Below are 21,166 nucleotides of genomic sequence, written 5' to 3' on the forward strand. Positions count from 1 at the left end.
AACGCATCAAACCCGACACACTTCTCAATGCTCCAACAACTGATCGAACAATGCCAGCTTGGTAACGGCTTCGCCCAACGGCGGCTGTACGATCAGTACGCTAATCGGTTGTTTCGAGTGGGGTTGCGGTACGTGCGGCACGAGGCCGATGCCGAAGAGGTGCTGATGAATGCGTTCCTGAAAATATTCAGAAGCCTGAGTGGGTTTGTGTATCGCGACGATAAAGGGCTGGAAGCCTGGATGAAGCGGGTCGTAACCAACGAGGCCTTACAGTTTCTGCGGGCCAGACAGTCGCTGCCGTTGTTTGCGGGAGCCGAAGCCGACGAGCCCCCGGCGACCCCCACAGACTTGCCCGATGCCGGCCTGGATGCCGAACAAATCTACGACCTGATCCGGCAGTTGCCGCCCGGCTACCGAACAGTGTTTAACCTGTACGCCATCGACGGGTATTCGCATCGCGAAATTGCCGAACAGCTTTGCATTTCTGAAAACACATCCAAGTCGCAACTAAGCAAGGCGCGGGCCTTATTACAGAGTTGGCTAACCACAAATGGGTATGAACACGAATCCCGACGAACGTCTTGACCAACGCATTCGGCAGGTGCTCGATCAACTGCCCGATGCCCCCCCGCCGGGCTCTACGTTTGATGCCGGGCGGCTTTGGGAGCAATTACGTCCCGAATTAACGGCCGCGCCAGTAACCCAGCCAAAGCGTCCCGCCCCGGTATGGTGGGCATTGGCGGCTGCCTGTATAGGCTTGGTTCTGGGCGGAATGTGGCTGTACAACGATCAGGACGACCAATCGGCGCAGGTGGAGGCTGGGCGATTACCGGCTCAGAAACAAAGCAACGCATCCCAACCGCCCGTAACCCTGGCGCCCAAACCAGATAAACCCGAAACCGTAGCTCACCGCCAACGGGAGACTGAACGCATCCAATCGAGTGGTAACCGCGTCGCTACCCGATCTGTATCGGAGGAAAAGAACCCTGACACGCCCGTTAGCCGGTCGGTGGTGTCACCGACGTTGCCTGCAAGTACACCGGATGAGCACGTAGCCCATGTGACAGAATCCCCCAGCCCCATCCCATCGGTAGCCGAACGGACACTGGCCCCGGCCCCGGTACCCGCCAAACGCCGGTTTCGGGTGGTGCACGAAAACGAACTGCTGACCGACGAAGGAAACTACTGGGTTAGAAATGGAAGTGGAGGTCGCGCCGAGCGGTTTGTGCGGCTTGGCTCTGGCAATACGCTCTCGGCGGCATCTGATGAGACCCCGGCTCAACTTCAAGTGCCTTTACAGCGAAAACAAACACAATAAATGATACGATCAACCTTTCGAATCGCTATGCTCCTGTTAGGCATAGCCGGGACTACTATGGCCCAACCAATCGACTCGCACCTGGCAGGTCCCGGCAAACGAGGTCGCTTCGACGGCATAAGCCACATTGAGGTCGATCTGGGGCAGAAAAATGCGCTCGTCATTGGGTTTCAGATTTTTACCCAGCTCGAAGCCCGAAAAAATATCGACTCGGTGCTACGCCTGTTTGTGGCCGATTACCGAAAAATAGCCGACACCACGCAGAACCCCGTTCAGGCCATACATACGCTGTTTCGGCTGGGGAGCACCGCCCGTACAATCGAAGTACGGCAGCATTCGCAGCCGGTCAGTGCTTATCGATTTCTGGAGGGCCGGTCGGAACCTGTACTGGTCAAATCGCGGCAGGATACGCTACAGGTAGTGTGGTCGCTGGAGCCGCAAAAGGTCTACGACTTTAGCCTGTACGTGCTGGTCAACAGCCTGAGTACCCTCGACCGGTTGTTGGCCGAGGGTGGGGTTAACCAAAAAGTACAGGAAGCCATGCAGGCTGTCAGGGGGTATAAAGGGCATGACCTGACCAACTCCAAAATGTCGTTTGATCTGCGCTACCGGCGCGAAGGCAACTCCATCGGTACCCATTTTATGAGCCCTGGCCTGGCCAAAGCACCTTTTCTCAGTTTTCAGCCGAGCTTCGGTGCGGGCCTGATTCGGAGTCAATTGGTGCCTTCGCTCAAACTGGATGTACAGTTTGTGCCGTCGCGATTTAAAGGAGTTGGGTACTCGGTTGGCTATTTGTCGAACTTCTTTTTTCAGAATCCGGCCGATGGGCGCGGGCTCATTGGGCGAAACGATTTTCTGACCGCCAGTGTCGCGTTTTACCGCCCCTCCGCCGACGGCCGGGGCCCTGCCTTCGACCGGCTTCGCACGAGCCTGTCGGTCGGGATGCTGGTACACCGCAAAGGAGATTATTTTGCGCCAAACACCATTCGGCTGAGTGGCACGCTGTACCAGAAAGGCCTGATCCGAATTGAGCCGGAGCTGTATATGAACGGCTTTTTCAAGCAGGTGTACCCCGGTGTACGTATCGGTTTTGGGTTGTAAGTTAACGTGAATAAAGCGTAAGGCCAATCACAGGTAGCTGTATCACAAATAGTTAATGGCTGATGCTTAGCTAAGCATCAGCCATTTTTAATAACTCGCGTTACACTACATAGTGTCACTTCCCTCGTCAGCGCGTCGGTCGGCCCGAATTTCGGGGATGGTATCGGGGTCAATAAGGCCAATCGACGCTGCGTGTTCGGCGGCCGCCACCGTGTCGGGTACGAGCAACATGGGCACGTCGTAGGCCTCGGTGGTGCGGATGAGTTCGCGCACGGCTTCGTCGCGCCGGTCCTGTGCCGATACGTCGCGGATGTACACCGCCCGAATCCGGCCGGGGTTATCGCGCACGACCTGACTGTAAATTTCGGGGTCTTGTTGCCCGCTATCGCCAATGAGCACAAACGGCAATTGCGGATTCACGGCCATCACCTTTTCGATCATGGCCAGCTTATGCTCATGGTGCGAGCTCGCACCCAGCTGATTGGCGCTCAGGCCGAGGTCGCGCAGGAGCAACGGGCCCTTGGGTACGCCCTGAATGCGGAAAAAATCGACCAGCAGATCGTACAGATTCCAGGGACTGCTCGACACGTAGTAAATCGGGTTGAAGAGCGTGGTGACGGGGCCGCTTTGCAGAGCGCGGTAAAAAGCGGCTACTCCGCCAAACGGCAGCCGCGTGTAAGCGTTGCCCAGAAACGTAAGCCGGGCTGTTTGCAGAATGCTGGTAGCGCCGGTTACGAGCACCGTATCGTCGATGTCCGAAATCACCCCAAACTGACTAAACCGGGGCGAAATCATCAGGTGGCCGTGTTTCTCAACCGGCCGGCCGTCGGGTTGGGTCACACCGTCGAGGTAGTAGCTGACGGGGTACCAGGCCCGCCCGGCGGGGAGTTCGTTGGGTGGGTTGATGAGCAGCTCGAAATAGCCTTCTTCGTCGGTAACGGTCGTGTATTTCTGGCCGAAAGCCTCAATCCGCACCGGAACACCCGGCACCTCGTCGCTCTCGAAACGTTGGTATGTAGCGACTAAGTTTTCCCAGAACCGGCTGTTGTCGGAGGGGGTGGGCAGGTCGTGTTGCCGCAGCACGCGCCCGCTGAGCATCACGGCCGTTTCGCTGCCAAACCCCCGAAAATAGATAATCTGGTAGGGTTTGTCGTGGTCCAAACGTCGGAACAGACGCTCTTTTAACGAGTCAAAGGCGGCTTCGGCACCCAGTGCGGAGTTGATTAAGGTATCTTTCCAGGACATTGAAAAACAAACGTTGTTGGGTAGAGGGAATAACCCGAACGGGGTCGAATGGTTGCCGGATTCTGCCTACCGGTCTTTGCCCGTGCGAGGTTACCGTTTAGACCGGAGGGCTGCCCGTTGCCTGTTTTCGGCTACCCGAAACGCCGTAATCCGGGCGATCAGGTTGAGGGGGAGGGGTTGACTAATCGGAAACTGCACCGACCCTTTGGCCCGTTTGTAGGCCGACAGTTCGGCCTGAAACGCGCTGATGCCGCTCGGGGCCGGGTAAAAACCGATGTGGTTTTTGTAAGCCGCAAAATGCACCAGATTCCCGTGCAGCGTAAACGTGGGCATCTGGTAGCTGATGGTTTCGGTGGCTTCAGGGACTGCCTGCTGTATGGTCTCGCGCAAGCTCTGAAGAAGCTGCTGCGTTGGTTCGGGGAAGCTGGCGATATACGCGTCGATGTCGGCAAAAACGGTCTTTGTTTGCATAGGCGTAAGGGGTTAGGGGAGTACCGTAAGCAGGTGCTCAACCAACTGTTCTGTGCTTTGCGCTTCGGTTTGCTGAGCCGTGTACAGCACCAGGTCGGGGTGGAGGGGCGGCTCATACGGGTCGTTTACACCGGTCAGGTTGGCGAGCTTGTCGGGGTGGTTGTCGGGCAGGAGGGCGCGGGCATACAGGCCCTTGGTGTCGCGCTCAATGAGCGTCGGGAGGTCGCAGCAAACATACACTGTTTGGGTGCCGGGGTACTGAGCGGCTACCTCGGCTCTTGTAGCCTCGTACGGGTTGATGGCCGCCAGAAAAACAACAATGTTCCGGCGGCACAAAAGATGTCCCAGATACGCGAGCCGACGAATATTTTCTTGCCGATGCGCGGCCGAGTAAGTAAGTTCGGGCCAGAGCTTTTGCCGAAGTACATCGGCATCCAGCACTTCCACCGCATAGCCGTGTTTTTCTAACTGGACCTTGGCGCGTTGGGCCAGCGTTGTTTTGCCCGCCCCCGATAAACCGGTCAATTGAATCAGTACCATTGCCGAAAAATACTTCCTCTACCCCGATGAATAACCGTTTTTTCAAACTTTCTTTTCCGCTCGATCCCCAGCGGCTTCGGGCCGATCTGGCGAGCTGCCAACAGGCCCACTGGACCCTGCACTTCAATAAGGCCGATTACAACGGCAACTGGACCAGCCTGTCCCTCCGGTCGGCTTCGGGTCGGGAAACCGACATTTTTGCGCACGGTGATCGAATGGAGTACCAGAATACCCCGTTGCTCGATCATTGCCCGTACTTCCGTGAGATTCTGGAGCAAATGCCTTTCGAGCAGCAAACTGTGCGGTTGCTGTCGCTGGGTCCGGGTAGTACTATTCGGGAGCATACCGACCGGCAGCTGGGCTACGAATTTGACTGTTTCCGTATTCATATTCCGCTACAGACCGGGGCCGATGTACAGTTTCGGGTCGATGGCGTCGATCTGCCCATGCAGGTAGGCGAGTGCTGGTACGCCAACTTCAGCCTGCCCCATAGCGTGCACAACGGCGGTACCGTCGACCGGATTCACCTGGTGATCGACGGGCTGCGCAATGCCTGGACGGATGCGTGGTTTGGGCAGGCGGGCTATGATTTTGACTACGAGGCCCGCCAACGGGATTATTCACTCGACACCAAACGGCGCATGATTGCCGAGCTGGAGCGGCAGGATTCTGATATTGCCCGTCAGTTGGTGGCTCAGTTACGGCAGGAAATGGCCCAAAACTCACCCGCGTTGTGATGGAGAAACACCCACTTTGGGGCTGGATTCCGACCGCGCTTGTGCCTAACTCGCCCGAACTGTACTGCCGGTGGCAGTGGGTGGGCGGGCACCCGTTCGACGCTCCGTTTTTCGACGAAACGCTCCGGCGGTGCCTGAGTGAGCCCCAAAACTCGGGCCGCTACCAAACCCTGAGCACGCTCGATAGCCTGGTGGAGATGGCGCAAAGTTTAGCCGCTGTAGAACCCACGGCGTTTATTTTCCACGTTTCGCGGTGTGGGTCAACGTTGCTCTCGCAACTGCTGTGCCTCGACCAGACAAACATTGTTTTGTCGGAGATGCCCTTGCTCGACGAGCTGTTGTTCTTGCCGAAACGCCATCCGCAGCTCACTCCCGACCAGCAGGAGACCTATATTCGGGCGGTACTCACGCTGGTGGGACAGCCACGCACCGGCCACGAAAAACGGCTGTTTGTGAAACTCGACAGTTGGCATGCGTACTATTACGACCTGATTCGGCGGTTTTTCCCAACCACCCCTATTGTGTTGCTGTACCGGTCGCCCGAGGCCGTGATTGCCTCGCAGCGTAAACACCGGGGAATGCACGCCGTGCCGGCTTTGTTGCCGCCCTATCTATTTGGGTTAAAGCCCGATGAGGTCCAAATGCTCAACTTTGATGCCTACATGGCGCAGGTGCTGACGTACTATTACGCCCGGTTCGGAACCATTGCCGATACCGACCCGCGGGCGTTTCTGCTGGCGTATCAGCCCGACGGTACGGCCCTCATGCGCGACCTGGCGCAACACCTGAACCTATCCATCGGCGCGGCAGGCTGGCAGGCCATTGAGGTGCGCAGCCGCTACCATGCCAAACGCGGAGGTCAGGTGTTTAGCGAAGAGGCCGTTTCGGACCCCGACCCGCCGTACCTTGAACGGCCACGCGCCCTGTTTGAACAGCTCGAAAGCCGCCGGGTAAACCGGGCAGGGGTGCCAAACGGGATAACCGCCCCCTAAAACGACAGCCGCCGGGCCCACAACAACGCGTTGGGCCCGGCGGCTTTTTTTGAATAACAGTGACTATACCGGGTATTGCCATTCGCCCCGGTACGCCCGGCCCAGGAGTGCGTTGGCCTCGGCGTCGCCCGCAATCTGGTTGCCATCCCACGACACACTCCGGCCCAGTTTGAGCGAGAGCATCCCCAGCAGGGCCATATTCGTCGACCGTTGGCCGATTTCAATGTCGCTGACCGGCAGCTTGTTTGTTTTGATGCTTTGCAGAAAGTTAGCCCACAGCAAAGCGATGTTCTGGTCGTCGGGTTTATCGAGCTGCGCATCCTGATGGATGGTCGGCTTTTTGGGGTCGGCGGGGTAAAACGTCCAGCCATCGAGCCAGCCCATGTGGAAGGTGCCCTCGGTGCCGTAGAAATACACCCCAACGGCCTGTTGCGGGTGGGTTTTTTCGGCCATGTTACCCCCAAAGGTGCGGTGTTCCCAAACGGCTGTAAAATCCTCAAATTCAAACGTCGATACCTGATGGTCGGGCGCGTCGGTGCTGTCCTGTTTGACAGACCGGCCTCCGGTGGAGTACACCTTGCGCGGGTGCTTTTCCTCAGTCCACCACAAAATCTGATCGAGCCAGTGAATGCCCCAGTCGCCGAGGGTGCCGTTGGCATAGTCGAGGAAGTTACGCCAGCCGCGCGGGTGCATGGCCGGGTTATAGTCGCGTAGCGGGGCCGGGCCGCACCACATATTCCAGTCCAGTTCGGGCGGAGCTTCGGTATTGGCCGTAGGCTTGCCCGGCCCACCGCCGTAGTGTACAAACGCCCGGGCCATCCCGATTTTACCAACCTTGCCCGACTTCAGAAACTCCATCCCCGACACGTTGTGGGGCGAAATGCGCCGGTGTGTTCCTACCTGACAGATACGCCCCGTTTGGCGGGCGGCCCTGACCATAGCCTTGCCCTCGTTGATAGTGTGGCTGATGGGTTTTTCGACGTACACGTGCGCCCCGGCCTGCATGGCCGCAATCGCCACCAGCGGGTGCCAGTGGTCGGGGGTAGCCACAATCACGATTTCGGGCTTCTCGGCGGCCAGCATCTCGCGGTAATCCTTGTAGAGTTTGGGCGAGTCGGTGGTGAGTTTAGCCAGTTCGTCGCTTGTTTTTTTGAGCTGCCGGGTGTCTACATCGCAGAGCGCCACAATTTTCGACTCGCCAGCCTGCACGGCACAGCGCATGATGTTGCCGCCCCACCAGCCCGCGCCCACTACGGCCGTGCGGTACTTCTGTGCTTTTTTGGGGGTGATAAATGCCCGAACCTCCAGCGGGTCGGTGATGAGCGAGGCTCCGGCAAGAGCCGATGTTTTGAGGAAATCGGTACGGTTCATCGGGCGCGATAAAAGACAGGAAAAGAATGCCAGACTGGCAGTTGAAACCACTCTGATAAAGGAGCCGGACGCGGTAGGCTACTGATGCGCACGCTGACCAGAGTAAGTAAAAGAAGGCGGGTTCGAGTACCGGTCGAGTAGGTAATTAGAGGTAAGTAATCAGGCGTGAGAATCTAATTTAGAATAAGCGTTAGGGGGCGTTACATATTCCTGAAAACACAAGCCCCGCGCTCTTAACCGATCAAGACGTAATGCGCAAAACGAACCCTTCATGATGAATACCCCTACCAAAACGTGGACTCGCGCGGCTGTGCTGGCCCTGACCTTGCTTGGCCCGGCGGCCTACGCGCAACCGGGCGGACGCCTGCAAACCGGCTTTCAAAACCCGCCCAATGCCGCCCGGCCCCGTGTGTGGTGGCACTGGATGAACGGCAATGTCACGAAAGACGGCATCACCAAAGACCTTCAGTGGATGAGCCGGGTGGGAATCGGTGGGTTTCAGAACTTCGACGCGAGCCTGTTTACCCCGCTCGTGGTGCCCAAAAAACTCGTGTTCATGACGCCCGAGTGGAAAGAGGCTTTCCGGCACACAACCCAACTGGCGCAGCAGCTAAACCTCGAAATGGCCATTGCCGGGTCGCCGGGCTGGAGCGTGACGGGTGGCCCCTGGGTGAAACCCGAAGACGGCATGAAAAAATACGTCTGGACCGAAACCCGCGTTCGGGCGGGGGCGCGTTTTGCGGGTAAGCTGCCGCAACCCCCGGCCGTTACGGGACCGTTTGGGCAGGCACCCATGGAGTCGGGGCTGGGCAGTGCGCCGGTCGAAAATCCACCTACGTTTTACCGGGATGCTCTTGTGGTTGCGTACCGCTTGCCCGATGCTGACAAGCCTTTTACGGACTTCAACCCGAAAGTGACCTCAAGCGGGGGCTCCTTTACCGTGGCCGACCTCACCGATGGGGACATTGCCCGGTCGAGCTACCTGCCGCCCAAAGCCGTAGGTGAAGACATGTGGATTCAGTACGAGTTTGATGCCCCGCGCACGGTAAAGGCGTTTTCAGTGGCCGGTGCCAACAAAAAGCCCTTGCAGGAGTTCAACGGCGGGCCAGAAAACCGCACGTTTCAGGTAAGCGACGATGGCGTCAATTTTCGCGATGTGGTGGCCGTGCCGGGGAGTATTGTGCCCCTAAACACGCTCAGTATTCCGCCCACTACGGCCCGCTATTTCCGCATGGCGTTCAAAACCCTGCCGCCCGCACCTAATCCGTTTGCAACCATGATGGGGGGCAAAGCCGAACCGCCCAAGCCTGAGGGGGTCAACGTGGCCGAACTGGTGCTGCATTTGGCCGACCGGGTCCATCTGGCCGAAGACAAAGCCGGTTTTAATCCCTGGAAAGAAGAAACGGTAAAAACACCCGCTGCGGCCGATGCCGTTGCGCCCGAAAGTGTGATTGACCTGACCGGAAAAATGCAGCCCGACGGTACGCTCGACTGGACACCCCCGGCCGGTACCGCCGACTGGATGGTGCTGCGACTGGGGTACTCGCTCACGGGTCGGCAAAATCACCCGGCCTCGCCCGAGGCCACCGGCCTGGAAGTGGATAAACTGGACAAAACGGCCGTTTCGACCTATATCAACACCTACCTCGACATGTACAAAGACGCCACGGGCGGCCTGATGGGCAGTCAGGGGCTACAGTACATGGTGCTCGACAGCTACGAGGCCGGGCACATGACCTGGACCCAAGCTATGCCCGAGGAGTTTGCCCGCCGACGGGGGTACTCCATGCTGCCGTGGTTGCCCGTGCTGACGGGCCGGGTGGTGAAAAGCGCGGAAGCAAGCGAACAGTTTCTGTGGGATTTTCGCAAAACCATCGGCGAGATGATTGCCGATAATCATTACGACGTGATTGGCGAGGCTCTGCACAAGCGCGGCCTGAAACGCTACACCGAATCGCACGAAAACAAACGGATTTACCTGGCCGATGGCATGGACGTGAAGCGCAACGCCGATATTCCGATGTCGGCCATGTGGACACCGGGTAGTCTGGCGGGGGGCAACGACGAGGAAATTCGGAGTAAGGCCGACATCCGCGAGTCGGCATCGGTGGCGCATATTTACGGGCAAAATCTGGTCGCGGCCGAGTCGATGACGTCGGTGGGGAACGCGTTTTCGTTTCATCCCGAAAAACTCAAACGCACCGCCGACATGGAGATGGCCTCGGGCCTGAACCGCTTTGTGGTGCACACCTCTGTGCATCAGCCGCTCGACGACAAGGTGCCCGGTTTCTCGCTCGGGCCGTTTGGGCAGTACTTCACCCGGCACGAAACCTGGGCCGAGCCCGCCAAAGCCTGGGTCGATTACCTGAGCCGGAGCTGCCACCTACTGCAACAGGGGCAGCCGGTGGTCGATGTGCTGTACTACTACGGCGAAAACGAAAACATCACCTCGCTGTTTGCCAACGCGTTGCCGCCTGTACCGGCTGGGTACGAGTACGATTTTGCCAACGCTACGGTTGTGCAGAACGCCCTGCGCGTAGAAAACGGTCAGATTAAAGTGCCGAGTGGCCTTACATACCGCGTGCTGGTGCTCGATCCCTCGGCCCGGTACATGACCCTGCCGGTGCTGCGGAAACTGGGCGAACTGGTCAAGTCAGGGATGAAACTCGTAGGTGCCAGGCCCGAACGTTCACCGAGCCTGAGCGACAATCCGGCTCAGTTTGCGGCTTTGGCCGACGAGATCTGGCGCAACCCGAACGTATCGACGCGGCCTCTGGCGGAGGTGCTCAAAGGGCTGAACGTGGCCCCCGATGTGGTGGTGTCCGACGCCCGCGCCGAGGTCTTGTTTGTACACCGCAACACCACCGAGGGCGATATTTACTGGCTATCTAGCCGCAGCGACGCGCCCAACGCGGCCACCCTCAGCTTCCGTGTAGGTGACCGTGTGCCCGAGTTGTGGCATCCGCAAACGGGTAAAATCGAGAAGGTGTCGTATCAGATCAAAAACGGCCGCGTGGTGGTGCCCCTGACTTTCGACCCGTGGGATGCCTACTTCATTGTGTTCCGGCAAAAAGCTACCGCGCCTGCCTACACCCGCCCTGCCCAAACCGAAACGGCCGTGGCCCGGATCGAAACCCCTTGGACCGTGCAGTTTCAGCCGGGCCGTGGTGCACCGACGCAGGCCACGTTTGCGCGGCTCACTTCCTGGACCGACCATACCGATGCGGGTATCAAATACTTTTCGGGGACAGGCACTTACGAAAACACGTTTGCGCTGGCTGCTGCCGACGCCACCGCGCGCTATGTGCTGGACCTGGGCGATGTGAAAAACATGGCCGAGGTGATTGTGAACGGCAAAAACCTGGGCGTGGTCTGGAAAAAACCGTTCCGGGTCGATATTTCGGATGCCGTGAAACCGGGTAAAAATTCGGTGCAGGTAAAGGTGACCAACCTTTGGGTGAATCGCCTGGTGGGCGATGCGCAACCGGGTGTTACCCAGAAAGTGACGTTCACGACTATGCCGTTCTACCGCGCCGAGTCGCCCTTGCTGCCTTCGGGCCTGATGGGGCCGGTTTCGGTAGTGAAGCTGAAATAACGCGAGGTTTGAGGGAGGTACTTGGGCTGGTTTGTCCTTCTGTCGGAAGGACAAACCAGCCCTTATTTCAAATACTTGTGTTTAATTCTGCTCCACTGCTTGAGTAATTGAGCAGAATTAGTGTAAGCTTTCGTGGGTGTCTGTCAAATCATGTGGAAGTCGTGTAGCTCTGGCCTTAAAGGGGCAAAAGACGTTGGCCCTTCATCTAAATGACAACAGCTACCCAAACCTGCAAGGTCTCAAAGACCTTACAGGTTTTGAAAAAGTATGCTTCGTTCACTTACTGCCAACGAGTTTTACCGTTCTCCCGGCCGCTTAAAAAAACAGCGTCAGGCTCAGCCGGGCGAAAAAGGGCGTGCCGGGCGTGAAATGAATTTCGTTGACGGGAGTGGCTTCGTTTTGCAGGCGGCTTTCGGTGGCAAACTGCGTTTCTTTCCAGCGGGTGTTCAGCAGGTTTTGCACCGAAAGACCGAGGCTGTAGGTCTTTCGGGTGTAGTTGGCCTGTAGGTCGGTTACGAAATAGCCTTTGGCCACAATCGAGTAATCTTCGTTGGCCGGGCGGTCGGCCATGTACCGGTACCGCAGCGAGCCGCTAAAGCCCGATTCTGTTTGCAACGACAACCCCCCAATCGACGTGAACACCGGGGCCAACGGCAGGTAATTCTGCCCCGACTCAACGCCCACGGCCCGGGGCCGGGCGGTGTTCAGGTCGAAGTCGGCGTAGAAGTTGGCTCCGTTGGTGCGGTTGGTAATCTGATACCGCACCGATACATCGACCCCCTGCCGACGCGACCGCCCACCGGGTTCCACTACACCCTCGTCGCCCACGTACACAAACTCCTGATCGAGCCACAGATACCACGCGGCCGCATTGACCAACAGCCGGGGAACGGGCTTGAAAATAACGCCCGCATCGGCGCCGTAAGCTCCGGGCAGAATTTCGCGGCCACCCTGCGGCACCACCACACGGGTATCGTTGGAGTGAAAACCCTTGCCTGTGTTGATGTACAGTTGCAGGCGTGGGTTAGCGGTGTAGTACAGGTTTAGCTTGGGCGACACAATGGCCTGCCGGGCGCGCCCCACAGTAGCGGGTTGGGGGATGCGGTCGGTGTAAATGTTGCGGAAATAATCGACCCGCAGGCCCGCGTTGAGCGTCAACCGGTCCGAAAACTGAATCTGCTCATCGGCGTACAGGGCCGCATTCAGCTCGTCGATGTCGCCGTATTGAACCCGTTGGAGGGTCTCGGTCCGGTTGCGGGTGTACGACAGCTCGGTGGGTACGCGCCCGCCCGTGAGGTCGTGCCGGTACTGCGCACCCACGGTGGTAGTCAGGCGGGTTTTGCCGAGGTACGTTTCGTGAGTGTAGCTGCCTGTGTAGCCAAACAGGTTCCGGCGTTCGCGCTGCCGGATCTGATCGCCATTGACCGAGTCGCGGGCAAAAAACGTGAAGTTGGAGTACAGCTCAAACCCGTAATTGCTGTAGAAAAACGAGTTTTTGACTACGTTGTTGCCGGGCGTAACGGTCAGAAACTGCGCGTTGAGGTTGGTTCGGCTTGTTTCGCCCCCCTCGGTGGGGTCGATGGCCCCGAAGAAGCCAATCTGCCCCGAAGCCACGGCCCGGTCGGGTATCTGCCCCGAATGATTCCAGCGGCTCCAGAACGTCGAGCCGGTCAGCGTGAGGGTGGTGCCGGCCCCGATATGCCCGTGGTATTTGCCCATCAGGTTAATCCGGTTGAACCGCTGCGGGGTATCGAAGTAAGCGTTTGAAAAGGAATACTCGGAGGCCAGATACGCCGATTGAGGACGGCTGTTGTTGGTGCCCGACCGCCGGGCTTTACCGAGCAGATCGACCCCGGCCACCGCCCGAAATGTATCGAACTGACCGCCTTCGAGCTTCACAAACGAGCGGTCGAGGGTGGTGCGGGTGCGGAAGTCGGCCCAGCCCGCCGTTACAAAATTGCCTTTGTCGGCCCGGTACGGCCCTTTCTTAAAATCGACGCCCTCAATCAGTTCGGGAATCACAAAATGCAGGTCGGCATAGCCCTGTCCGTGTGCGTGCGACACCATGTTGACAGGCATGCCATCGACGGTGAGACCAATGTCGGTGCCGTGGTCCAGATCGAATCCGCGCAGAAACAGTTGTTCGGCCTTGCCGCCCCCGGCGTGTTGGCCAATAAACAGCCCCGGCACCAGCCGCAGTACTTCCTGCGAGTTGGTAATGGGCCGGAGCTTAATGTCGAGGTTGCTGATGAGTTGCTGATCGTGGGGCCGTCCCGACGAAATGACCACTTCGCTCAGGGCTACCGGAGCCACGTTCATACCCGTGCGCAGGGTAGTGGTTTGGTCGTTTTGCACCGTCACGTCGACTACCTGGGTTGCAAACCCCACGTGCGACAGTTCGAGTTTGTACGCCGACGCGACCAGGTTATCGAATCGGTACTGACCCGCTTCGTTGGTGATGGTGGCCCGGTTGAGGCCCGTCAGCCGAACGGTGACGCCTTGCAGCGGGCGGTTATTGGTTTGATCGAAGACCGTACCGGTCAGGTTGCCCAAATGCGCATAGGCCGACAGGCTGATGCACAGGCAGCAGAGGATAGATAGAATGGATTTCATACAAAGCAAGGAAAGGTGCAACCGAGTGGTGCACGCGATGGGATAGATACTCAGGAAAGAGTAGTTCCTTGCCAGGGGGGAGAGAAGATAGCGTTGCAGACGCCCTCCGAACGTTTCAACCGGTACGTATTCACCACGATTCTCTCCCAATACGTGGAGACGGGTAGCGGTCCAATGAGCTCGTTGGGTAAACAGTGTACATCCATCATCTTGAGCAGTGATAGCTGATGCTCCGACGCCTTGCGGGTTTCTTCTGCCTGATTGGCCGCCAGCTCGGCGTTGATTTCCTCCAGAAACGGAGCAATATCCAGATGATGGCAGTGCGGGCAATGGAGCTTGTGCTCCTCAAATTGATCGATCACGTAACGGGGCTCACCGGGCGCGTTCATATACCCTCCGCCCACTACCAGCAGGTAGTTGAGGAAGAGCATAAAAGCGACCCAGGGTCTCGTTATCATGATTCGTTTACGCATTGACGGGCTTACGTTTTTGGTTTCTGGTTTTTAGTTTAGCGTTTTTGGTTGGCTGACGAACCGGTTTGGGTTAGTTACGAGTAGTCAAAATTAGCCGTTAGAGCCTCCTTAGAGTACTGGGTTGGTCTTTTTGGCGGCTGCGATCAGCTTGTTGCCTTCGCCGGCATTGCCCAGCGCCAGTTGGATTTCGCCCGCGCGCTTCAGCAGTTCGGGGTCTTTGCTGCCCGTACGCAACGCGATTTTCATGTGCTCCTGCGCCTTTTTGGGGTCGTTCTTGAGAAAATAGATGTCGGCCAGGGCGTGGTTCACGTCGATGTTCTGGGGCCGCTTGCTCAGCTCTTTCTGTCCGTACGACAGGGCTTCGTCGAGGTTGCCGGCTTTGGTGTGCAGCTTGCAAAGTTCCAGATCAACGGTATGACCCGACTGGGCGTCTTCCTCCAGCATCTTGGCTACCTCAGCGTACTTGGCGGCTGCTTTGGCCTTGTCGCCCTGCAAGGCGTAGATGTCGGCCATTTCTTCGTGGAATGAAAACTCCGGCATGATCGCGGCTGCTTTTTCGAGCGTAACCAGGGCTTTATCGTATTCTTTCCGGGCTTTCTGGATGCGTGCCTGACCGCCTAACGCGAAGGCGTAGCTGGGGCGCAACACCAGAATTTCGGCGTACTGCTGCTCGGCTTTAGCCAGTTGGCCGGTGGTTTCGTACAGATGCCCGAGGGTATTTTTGCTCCAGCAGTGCGGTTCTGAACCGGGCAGGCCCGCCTGAACCGCCAGTTTCATGGCTTCGATAGAGCCCGGATAGTCGCCGTATAGTTCACGAAGGTACGAGGCCCGTGAGTACGACTCCAGCGAGGGCTTCAGCACCTGCATCTGATCCGACATCTTCACGGCTTCTTCGTAGTTACCCAGTTCCACATTCGCATCCACCAGAATGCCGTACACGTAGGCATTGTTGGGATTGATTTGCCGGGCTTTTTCGGCCACCTCCTTGGCTACCGTAAACTGATGCTGCGACATTTTAACCGAAGCCTGAAACACCAGAGCCTCAAAGTTTTTAGGGTCGATGGTCAGCACCCCGTCGAGGATTTTCAGGATGGCTGGGTAGTAGTACGGGTGCTCGCCGGTAATGCGGGCCTCCGACAGGTAAATGACCACGAGCTTGAGCCGGGGCTTTACATCGTTGGGGTTTTTGGCGATTTCGAGCTTCAGGTCTTCAACCTTCTGCTGCGTTTTGGGCCACTCGGCGGCTTTGGCTAATTCGCCCTCACGCTGATACAGCGACGGTAGTTCTGACGATCCGGCCGACGAGGTCGTCTGCTCCGATTGTTTGGTGCAGCCAGTCAGCAGAAACAGGCCGACCAGCAATGTAGCTATGGATTTGCGGGGTAATACGTTACGTATCATACTGAAACAGAGTTTTACTATGGATGATAATCTGCCGGTCGCCCGAAGGCGACCGGCAGTACGTTTGGTGAGTGGATACAGTCTAGATGGCAGTTATTGCCGAACGACGCGAATCGTTTGGGTACTGGTTGGGGTAGCGGCCCGGATGAGGTACACACCCGGCTGGCTGCCGATTTGTACCGTCCGGTGTTCTACCGCGCCCGCCATACCCACCACTTGCTGGTGAGTCATCTGACCGCGGCTGTTCACCACCTGCAAGCGCAGTTGCTCGCCCGATGCGCCCTGTACCTCAATCATCACCTCGTCGGTTGTAACGGGGTTACCCATAACCCGCATGGTGAGCGATGCGTCGCCCTCGTTGGCCAGACGGCCCCGCGCACCGGCGCAGAAAGCCCGGAAGTCGAACGTAGAAGCTACCTCCGACATGGGGTCGCCTACGTACCGAACCATGATCCAGATGTTGCGGGTGTTGGGGTCGAGACGTACGCCCGGCTCCAGTACACGCGTGGTGGTGGGGCCGTAGCCACCGTTTACGGCACCCACCGTGCGGAACTCAACCGCGCGGTTGGGGTCGCCACCAGTGCGGCCGAGTGTTACCTCGCCCGTAGCACAGTTATACGCCAGCACCGTTGCGGCCAGTGGCTGCGAAGCCGCCGGTACAAACGAGTTCGGGCCTACGTACTGATTGCCGAGGAATCCGCGCCAGGGGTCCTGTACGAATGGGAACGCTGCTTTGAACGTGGTGTCGTTTTTGGTAACACCCGCGTTGAAGCCCAGTACACCACCCAGTTGAGCTGTTACGGGGCTTGGGCTCACACCCGGCGTAAAGTCGTCGTACCACAAACCGATAGCGGCCAGTACTACACCACCTACGGCTTGCAGCGAGATAGTAGTTACGTCGTCTTCCAGCCGGCGTCCGTTGGGGAAACCGTCCATGTTCGGAATAAACTGGAGATTCGGGTTGGCGTACGTCGGGTTTGTCAGACCGAGCACGGCTGCCTGCACCAGACCCAACGAGCTAAAGTTAGGATCGTTGCGTGGGGTAGCGGGTACGGCCATGTTGAGCCGGAGCATATCGCCCAGCGTTGGCAGAAAGTTGTGGATGAACGGCTTACCACTGGCGAGTGGGTTGCCGTTTTTGCCGGTTGCGAGCTGGTAGGGACGCAGGTTAGGTACACCCGTGTAGAAGATGGGCAGCAGGTCGACCGCGCGGGGGCTGGCCGCATCGGGCAGCAGTACCGGACCGAAGGCGTTCTCGGCCAAAGCTGTACCAGCTACCGCCGTGCTGTTGCGCAGACCCGACAGACCGGGTTGGCCATTGCGGAAGTCAAAAGCCCCCAATGACTTCGACTGAATCCGCAACGGAGCCAGGCCCGGCACGGCTGCCCCAAACTTCGAGTCGTCCATGTAGAGGGCCAGCTCGGGGTTGGTAAAGTACTTGGCAAACTGGAGGTCATTGCCGTTGTAAGGCGTCAGAGCATTCCAGCGGTCTTTCATGCCTACCGGAATCACGGCTTCGTTGGTCAGTGGCATACCCAGGCGTGATACCTGAACCCAGCCACCGTCAGAACCTACGTCACCACCCCGATACAGGGTTGTAATCATCCGGCGGCTCGACGAAGCCCACACACCGATCACATAATCGGGGTCGAGGATGTTGCTCGCCTGTGCTACCGACTTGCGGTCTTTTTGCAGCGTGGCTACCTGTACCTCAATCGCAATGGTGTGGCAGTTGTAGCGCGAAACTGCGTCGCGGCCCTGCTTCCGGAAACCGCCCACGTCAAACGCACCGCCCAGGTCTACAAAGAACGGATCATCGACCGGACCGCAGAATACACGCTCGCCGGTTGAGGCTGTCATGATCGACTGGTTAGCAAGGGCATTGTAGCTATTTGCTCCCAGACCTACCGATGGGTTTTCGATAGACCGCGGGCCAATGTTGGCAGGCGGCACCGTTCCACCGGCTACAATCACCTGAAACGTACGGCCACCGTCCATGCTGCGCTCGCAGGTGTAGGTTACCTTCTGGTTTTGCTTACCCAACCGGATGTTGAAAAACGTGGTGGGATCTTCGTTGACCTTCGTGAAGGTGAAGCGGTACGTAATGTCGTCGCCGGGTGTGCTGGCGTTGTTTTTTACGTGAATCTCGTACCGGATATTCTCGCCAAATGTGTACCAGTTTGGCCCGCCATTGGGGTCTTCAAACGGGATGTAGTTGGCAATAAGCACAATGCGCTCCGCATTGGTTGGGCTTTTGAACGCGTAAACGTCGGTATTATCAGCCAGCGGGTCATTCGAAATAAGAGGGGCTTCGCGGTGACTCGACGCGAAGGCCTGGCTAAGTGGCAAGTAAGCAAGTACGGCCACCAGCAAGAGAAATAATCTGTTTTTCATGTGTGTACAGATGAATAGTGATCGTGCCTTACTGGCGTGCCTGAACTTTATAGTCGAAACCTCTCCAGGGCGTCTGCACGTAGGGGAACGTAGCCCGCAGGGTGGTGTCGTTTTTGGTGACACCCGCGTTGAAGGTCAGTACGTTGACCAGATTCTGCGTTACAGGGCTTGGGCTGGTGCCGGGTGTGAAGTCGTCGTACCACAAACCAACGGCGGCCAGTACCACCCCACCTACCGCTTGCAGCGAGATGGTCGTTACGTCGTCTTCCAGCCGGCGTCCGTTGGGGAAACCGTCCATGTTCGGAATAAACTGGAGATTCGGGTTGGTGTACATCGGATCGGTCAGACCCAGTACGGCTGCCTGCACCAGACCCAACGAGCTGAACTTAGGATCGTTGCGTGGGGTAGCGGGTACGGCCATGTTGAGCCGGAGCATGTCGCCCAGCGTGGGCAGGAAGTTGTGGATGAACGGCTTACCACTGGCGAGTGGGTTGCCGTTTTTACCGGTTGCGAGCTGGTAGGGACGCAGGTTAGGTACACCCGTGTAGAAGATGGGCAGCAGGTCGACCGCGCGGGGGCTGGCCGCATCGGGCAGCAGCAGACCACCAAATGCCGACTCGGCCAAAGCCGTGCCGTTGAGGGCGGCATTGCCTTTCAGACCGAACAGACCCGGCCGATCATTGCGGAAATCGAATGAGCCAAGTGACTTCGACTGAATCCGCAGACCCCGGAGCGATGGTACTGCACCACCAAACTTCGCGTCGTCCATGTAGAGAGCCAGTTCGGGGTTGGTGAAATACTTGGCAAACTGGAGGTCGTTGCCATTGTAAGGCGTCAGGGCATTCCAGCGGTCTTTCATGCCTACCGGAATCACAGCTTCGTTGGTCAGCGGCATGCCCAGACGTGATACCTGAATCCAGTCGCCATCAACGCCTACATCGCCCCCTTCAAACAGGGTGCGGATCATCCGGCGGCTCGACGAAGCCCACACACCGATCACAAAATCGGGGTCGAGGATGTTGCTGGCCTGATTGACCGACTTGCCGTCTTTCTGCAACATATTGACCGGAATTTTGAGGGCAATGGTGTGGCAGTTGTAGCGAGCTACGGCGTCTTTGGGCTTGTTGACCCCGTTACCATCCGGCCGGAAGTTACCCAGGTCGAATGCGCCTGCCAGGTCTACGAAGAACGGGTCATCGGCGGGGCCGCAGAATACCTGCTCACCCGTGGTAGCCCGCAGAATAGCCTCCTGGCGCAGGGTCTCGTACGGTTTGCCCAGACCTACGGTGCCATTCTCGATAGAGCGGGGCCCGATGTTGTAAGCCGGCACAATGCCGTTCATCACGATAGTCTGGAACGTACGGCCACCGTCGGTGCTTTTCTCGCAACGATAGGTCGTTTTGAGGTTCTGCTTACCCAACCGGATGTTGAAAAACGTGGTGGGGTCTTCGTTGACCTTCGTGAAGGTGAAACGGTACGTAATGTCGTCGCCCGGTGTGTTGGGGTTGTTTTTTACGTGAATCTCGTACCGGATGTTCTCACCGAAGTTGTAATAGTTTGGGCCACCTTCGGGCGACTCAAACGGGATGTAATTGGCAATAATTGTGATCGTATTCGGATCATCGGGACTTTTAAACGCGTACACGTCGGTGTTGTCGGCCAACGGGTCGTTTGAGATGAGGGGAGCTTCGCGGTGGCTGGAGGCATAGCCGCTAACGCCCATCAGTAGTAAGGCACAACTGAGAATAAATCTTCTCAACTGTCCCAGTCGCGTGGGAGAGATACGCATACTGTTTAGGTGTTTACGTGTTGAACATGACTGGTGGTTCTGGGTCAGAACCGCCATACATACTCCCAAACCGGGTATCTCAGATGTTGCCCACTCAATAAAAATTTAATTTTTACCTAATATTTTGTAATAAATCACGAAAAAGTATCGGGGGGTATATTTAAAGAGCGAAAGAGAGAAAGAGTGAAAGGGCGAAAGAGTGGGGGCATCTCCTCAGGGGGCAGCAGCTTGGTTACCTATTTCGCTCTTTGCCGTCCACGGCCCGCACTCATTCACTCATTCGCTCTTTCACTCTTTCTCTCATTCACTCTTTCTCTCATTCGCTCTTTCACTCTTTATCAAACTTCGGCGTCTTGCTGCTCGTTTTTACGTAGTTGCCGCTGACAGAGGCTCCGTTGCCGAAGCCGCAATCGTAGTCTTCACCTACGTAGGCGATGCTGGCTCCACCCTCAAAAAAGGTGATCTTGAGCGTGCATTTGCCGAATTCGGTACTCTTGTAAACTGCCTGATTGGCCCGCAGTTTGAGCGTGGTTTTGTCGATCATGGCCATGTTGTAGGAGGGGGCTCCCCGGTTAGCATCCATCGAAACGACAAGCTTGTCGGTACCCAGTTGCTGTACCAGCAGTTGACCCACCGGGGCTCCTTCGTTCTTCCCGAAATTGTAGCTGTATGTACCCGTCAAACTGGTAGCCGATGGGGCCGGGGCCGGGCGGGTGCTTGTCTGCGTCAGTGAAAAGGAGAGTTCTTTGCCGTTCTCTTTGGCCGGAAACCAGCTACCCAAATACCCTTTGGCCGATGCTTTTCCGTTGAAAATACCCGTGACAGTGGCTTTCGGGTCAAACTCATGCAGCAGAATATCGCTGCCGTCGACCGTTCCGACGACCCGAATCGGGATGCCCGACCGCTTGTAAATCAGCGTACCGTGGGCCAGGTTATCGTACGTGGTGAGGGTGAGCGAAACCGGGTAACGGTCGTTTACGCTGCCTTCGTAGGTGCGGAGGGTTCGGGTAGGGGTTGTCTGAGCCTGTGCCGAGAGCGATAGCAGGCTGAGTAAAGCAAACAAATAGCGCATGGTGGTTGTGATTTTGTCGGCAATTTACGGGTAGGTGTACCCCAAATGCCAACG

Annotated in this window: 16 protein-coding genes; 6 read left to right on the plus strand and 10 right to left on the minus strand. The window is 57.5% G+C overall.

All coding sequences use genetic code 11. The features are described 5' to 3' along the window. Nucleotides 1–27: 27 nt before the first annotated feature. From RUDLU_RS0119115 to RUDLU_RS0119125, 3 genes are read left to right on the plus strand one after another with little or no spacing between them, the layout of a single operon-like run. Complete coding sequence (locus RUDLU_RS0119115; protein WP_019990028.1) at nucleotides 28–585, plus strand: RNA polymerase sigma factor; 558 nt, start codon at nucleotides 28–30, stop codon at nucleotides 583–585. Next, on the plus strand, nucleotides 557–1,318 hold the full coding sequence (locus RUDLU_RS0119120) for a hypothetical protein (RefSeq protein ID WP_019990029.1): 762 nt from the start codon (nucleotides 557–559) through the stop codon (nucleotides 1,316–1,318). Before RUDLU_RS0119115 ends, RUDLU_RS0119120 begins: the two co-directional genes overlap by 29 nt. Continuing rightward, a complete protein-coding gene (locus tag RUDLU_RS0119125) occupies nucleotides 1,319–2,419 on the plus strand; it encodes a hypothetical protein (protein WP_157580284.1) in 1,101 nt (366 codons plus the stop codon). A 105-nt stretch (nucleotides 2,420–2,524) separates the two neighbouring features. Here the strand turns inward: RUDLU_RS0119125 and RUDLU_RS0119130 are convergent, their stop codons facing one another. The 3 genes from RUDLU_RS0119130 to cysC form a co-directional block, all read right to left on the minus strand. Further along, nucleotides 2,525–3,664, minus strand: coding sequence for an App1 family protein phosphatidate phosphatase (locus RUDLU_RS0119130; RefSeq protein ID WP_019990031.1), 1,140 nt, complete (start codon nucleotides 3,662–3,664; stop codon nucleotides 2,525–2,527). Between the two features lie 90 nt (nucleotides 3,665–3,754). Beyond that, nucleotides 3,755–4,135, minus strand: a complete 381-nt coding sequence (locus RUDLU_RS0119135) for an iron chaperone (protein WP_019990032.1) — start codon at nucleotides 4,133–4,135, stop codon at nucleotides 3,755–3,757. A gap of 12 nt (nucleotides 4,136–4,147) precedes the next feature. Further along, a complete protein-coding gene (cysC, locus tag RUDLU_RS0119140) occupies nucleotides 4,148–4,675 on the minus strand; it encodes an adenylyl-sulfate kinase (RefSeq protein ID WP_019990033.1) in 528 nt (175 codons plus the stop codon). A 26-nt stretch (nucleotides 4,676–4,701) separates the two neighbouring features. Here cysC and RUDLU_RS0119145 point away from each other — a divergent pair, with 26 nt between their 5' ends. Together RUDLU_RS0119145 and RUDLU_RS27775 are read left to right on the plus strand one after the other, a co-directional pair. Next, the gene (locus RUDLU_RS0119145) at nucleotides 4,702–5,412 is read left to right on the plus strand and encodes an aspartyl/asparaginyl beta-hydroxylase domain-containing protein (protein WP_019990034.1); all 711 of its coding nucleotides are present in this window, start codon (nucleotides 4,702–4,704) and stop codon (nucleotides 5,410–5,412) included. Further along, complete coding sequence (locus RUDLU_RS27775; RefSeq protein ID WP_019990035.1) at nucleotides 5,412–6,404, plus strand: PI-PLC domain-containing protein; 993 nt, start codon at nucleotides 5,412–5,414, stop codon at nucleotides 6,402–6,404. The genes RUDLU_RS0119145 and RUDLU_RS27775 overlap by 1 nt, the downstream gene beginning before the upstream one ends. Nucleotides 6,405–6,467: 63 nt before the next feature. Here RUDLU_RS27775 and RUDLU_RS0119155 read toward each other — a convergent pair whose 3' ends face one another. Then, the gene (locus RUDLU_RS0119155; RefSeq protein WP_019990036.1) at nucleotides 6,468–7,775 is read right to left on the minus strand and encodes a Gfo/Idh/MocA family protein; all 1,308 of its coding nucleotides are present in this window, start codon (nucleotides 7,773–7,775) and stop codon (nucleotides 6,468–6,470) included. Between the two features lie 271 nt (nucleotides 7,776–8,046). Between RUDLU_RS0119155 and RUDLU_RS0119160 the strand changes: the two genes are divergently transcribed. Beyond that, nucleotides 8,047–11,370 carry a glycosyl hydrolase gene (locus tag RUDLU_RS0119160; RefSeq protein ID WP_019990037.1) on the plus strand — a complete coding sequence of 1,108 codons (3,324 nt, stop codon included), beginning with the start codon at nucleotides 8,047–8,049 and terminating at the stop codon, nucleotides 11,368–11,370. Between the two features lie 315 nt (nucleotides 11,371–11,685). On the opposite strand, the gene RUDLU_RS0119165 is transcribed toward RUDLU_RS0119160, so the two are convergent. The 6 genes from RUDLU_RS0119165 to RUDLU_RS27780 all read right to left on the minus strand — a co-directional run bounded on the left by RUDLU_RS0119165 (nucleotide 11,686) and on the right by RUDLU_RS27780 (nucleotide 21,112). Beyond that, entirely contained in the window at nucleotides 11,686–13,983 is a 2,298-nt protein-coding gene (locus RUDLU_RS0119165; RefSeq protein WP_019990038.1) for a TonB-dependent receptor, read from the minus strand. Between the two features lie 50 nt (nucleotides 13,984–14,033). After that, nucleotides 14,034–14,441: a hypothetical protein gene (locus RUDLU_RS0119170; protein WP_157580290.1), complete on the minus strand. Its 408-nt coding sequence runs from the start codon at nucleotides 14,439–14,441 to the stop codon at nucleotides 14,034–14,036. 123 nt (nucleotides 14,442–14,564) lie between these two features. After that, a complete protein-coding gene (locus RUDLU_RS0119175) occupies nucleotides 14,565–15,857 on the minus strand; it encodes a tetratricopeptide repeat protein (protein WP_157580292.1) in 1,293 nt (430 codons plus the stop codon). Between the two features lie 93 nt (nucleotides 15,858–15,950). Beyond that, the gene (locus RUDLU_RS0119180) at nucleotides 15,951–18,251 is read right to left on the minus strand and encodes a DUF4331 domain-containing protein (RefSeq protein WP_027303216.1); all 2,301 of its coding nucleotides are present in this window, start codon (nucleotides 18,249–18,251) and stop codon (nucleotides 15,951–15,953) included. Between the two features lie 28 nt (nucleotides 18,252–18,279). Further along, nucleotides 18,280–19,974 (minus strand): DUF4331 domain-containing protein, encoded by a 1,695-nt coding sequence (locus tag RUDLU_RS0119185; RefSeq protein ID WP_019990042.1) that lies wholly within the window; start codon nucleotides 19,972–19,974, stop codon nucleotides 18,280–18,282. Nucleotides 19,975–20,368: 394 nt separating this feature from the next. After that, on the minus strand, nucleotides 20,369–21,112 hold the full coding sequence (locus RUDLU_RS27780; protein ID WP_019990043.1) for a hypothetical protein: 744 nt from the start codon (nucleotides 21,110–21,112) through the stop codon (nucleotides 20,369–20,371). Between the last annotated feature and the right edge of the window lie 54 nt (nucleotides 21,113–21,166).

The organism is Rudanella lutea DSM 19387 (genome assembly GCF_000383955.1).
GTDB lineage: Bacteria > Bacteroidota > Bacteroidia > Cytophagales > Spirosomataceae > Rudanella > Rudanella lutea.

Bases quoted from the DNA above. Each gene is read 5' to 3' on its own strand.
- RUDLU_RS0119165 (WP_019990038.1), bottom strand. From the start codon at position 13,983: ATGAAATCCATTCTATCTATCCTCTGCTGCCTGTGCATCAGCCTGTCG.
- cysC (WP_019990033.1), bottom strand. From the start codon at position 4,675: ATGGTACTGATTCAATTGACCGGTTTATCGGGGGCGGGCAAAACAACG.
- RUDLU_RS0119160 (WP_019990037.1), top strand. From the start codon at position 8,047: ATGATGAATACCCCTACCAAAACGTGGACTCGCGCGGCTGTGCTGGCC.
- RUDLU_RS27780 (WP_019990043.1), bottom strand. From the start codon at position 21,112: ATGCGCTATTTGTTTGCTTTACTCAGCCTGCTATCGCTCTCGGCACAG.
- RUDLU_RS0119185 (WP_019990042.1), bottom strand. From the start codon at position 19,974: ATGGGCGTTAGCGGCTATGCCTCCAGCCACCGCGAAGCTCCCCTCATC.
- RUDLU_RS0119175 (WP_157580292.1), bottom strand. From the start codon at position 15,857: ATGATACGTAACGTATTACCCCGCAAATCCATAGCTACATTGCTGGTC.
- RUDLU_RS0119145 (WP_019990034.1), top strand. From the start codon at position 4,702: ATGAATAACCGTTTTTTCAAACTTTCTTTTCCGCTCGATCCCCAGCGG.
- RUDLU_RS0119135 (WP_019990032.1), bottom strand. From the start codon at position 4,135: ATGCAAACAAAGACCGTTTTTGCCGACATCGACGCGTATATCGCCAGC.
- RUDLU_RS0119170 (WP_157580290.1), bottom strand. From the start codon at position 14,441: ATGATAACGAGACCCTGGGTCGCTTTTATGCTCTTCCTCAACTACCTG.
- RUDLU_RS0119180 (WP_027303216.1), bottom strand. From the start codon at position 18,251: ATGAAAAACAGATTATTTCTCTTGCTGGTGGCCGTACTTGCTTACTTG.
- RUDLU_RS0119115 (WP_019990028.1), top strand. From the start codon at position 28: ATGCTCCAACAACTGATCGAACAATGCCAGCTTGGTAACGGCTTCGCC.
- RUDLU_RS0119120 (WP_019990029.1), top strand. From the start codon at position 557: ATGAACACGAATCCCGACGAACGTCTTGACCAACGCATTCGGCAGGTG.
- RUDLU_RS0119125 (WP_157580284.1), top strand. From the start codon at position 1,319: ATGATACGATCAACCTTTCGAATCGCTATGCTCCTGTTAGGCATAGCC.
- RUDLU_RS0119155 (WP_019990036.1), bottom strand. From the start codon at position 7,775: ATGAACCGTACCGATTTCCTCAAAACATCGGCTCTTGCCGGAGCCTCG.
- RUDLU_RS0119130 (WP_019990031.1), bottom strand. From the start codon at position 3,664: ATGTCCTGGAAAGATACCTTAATCAACTCCGCACTGGGTGCCGAAGCC.
- RUDLU_RS27775 (WP_019990035.1), top strand. From the start codon at position 5,412: ATGGAGAAACACCCACTTTGGGGCTGGATTCCGACCGCGCTTGTGCCT.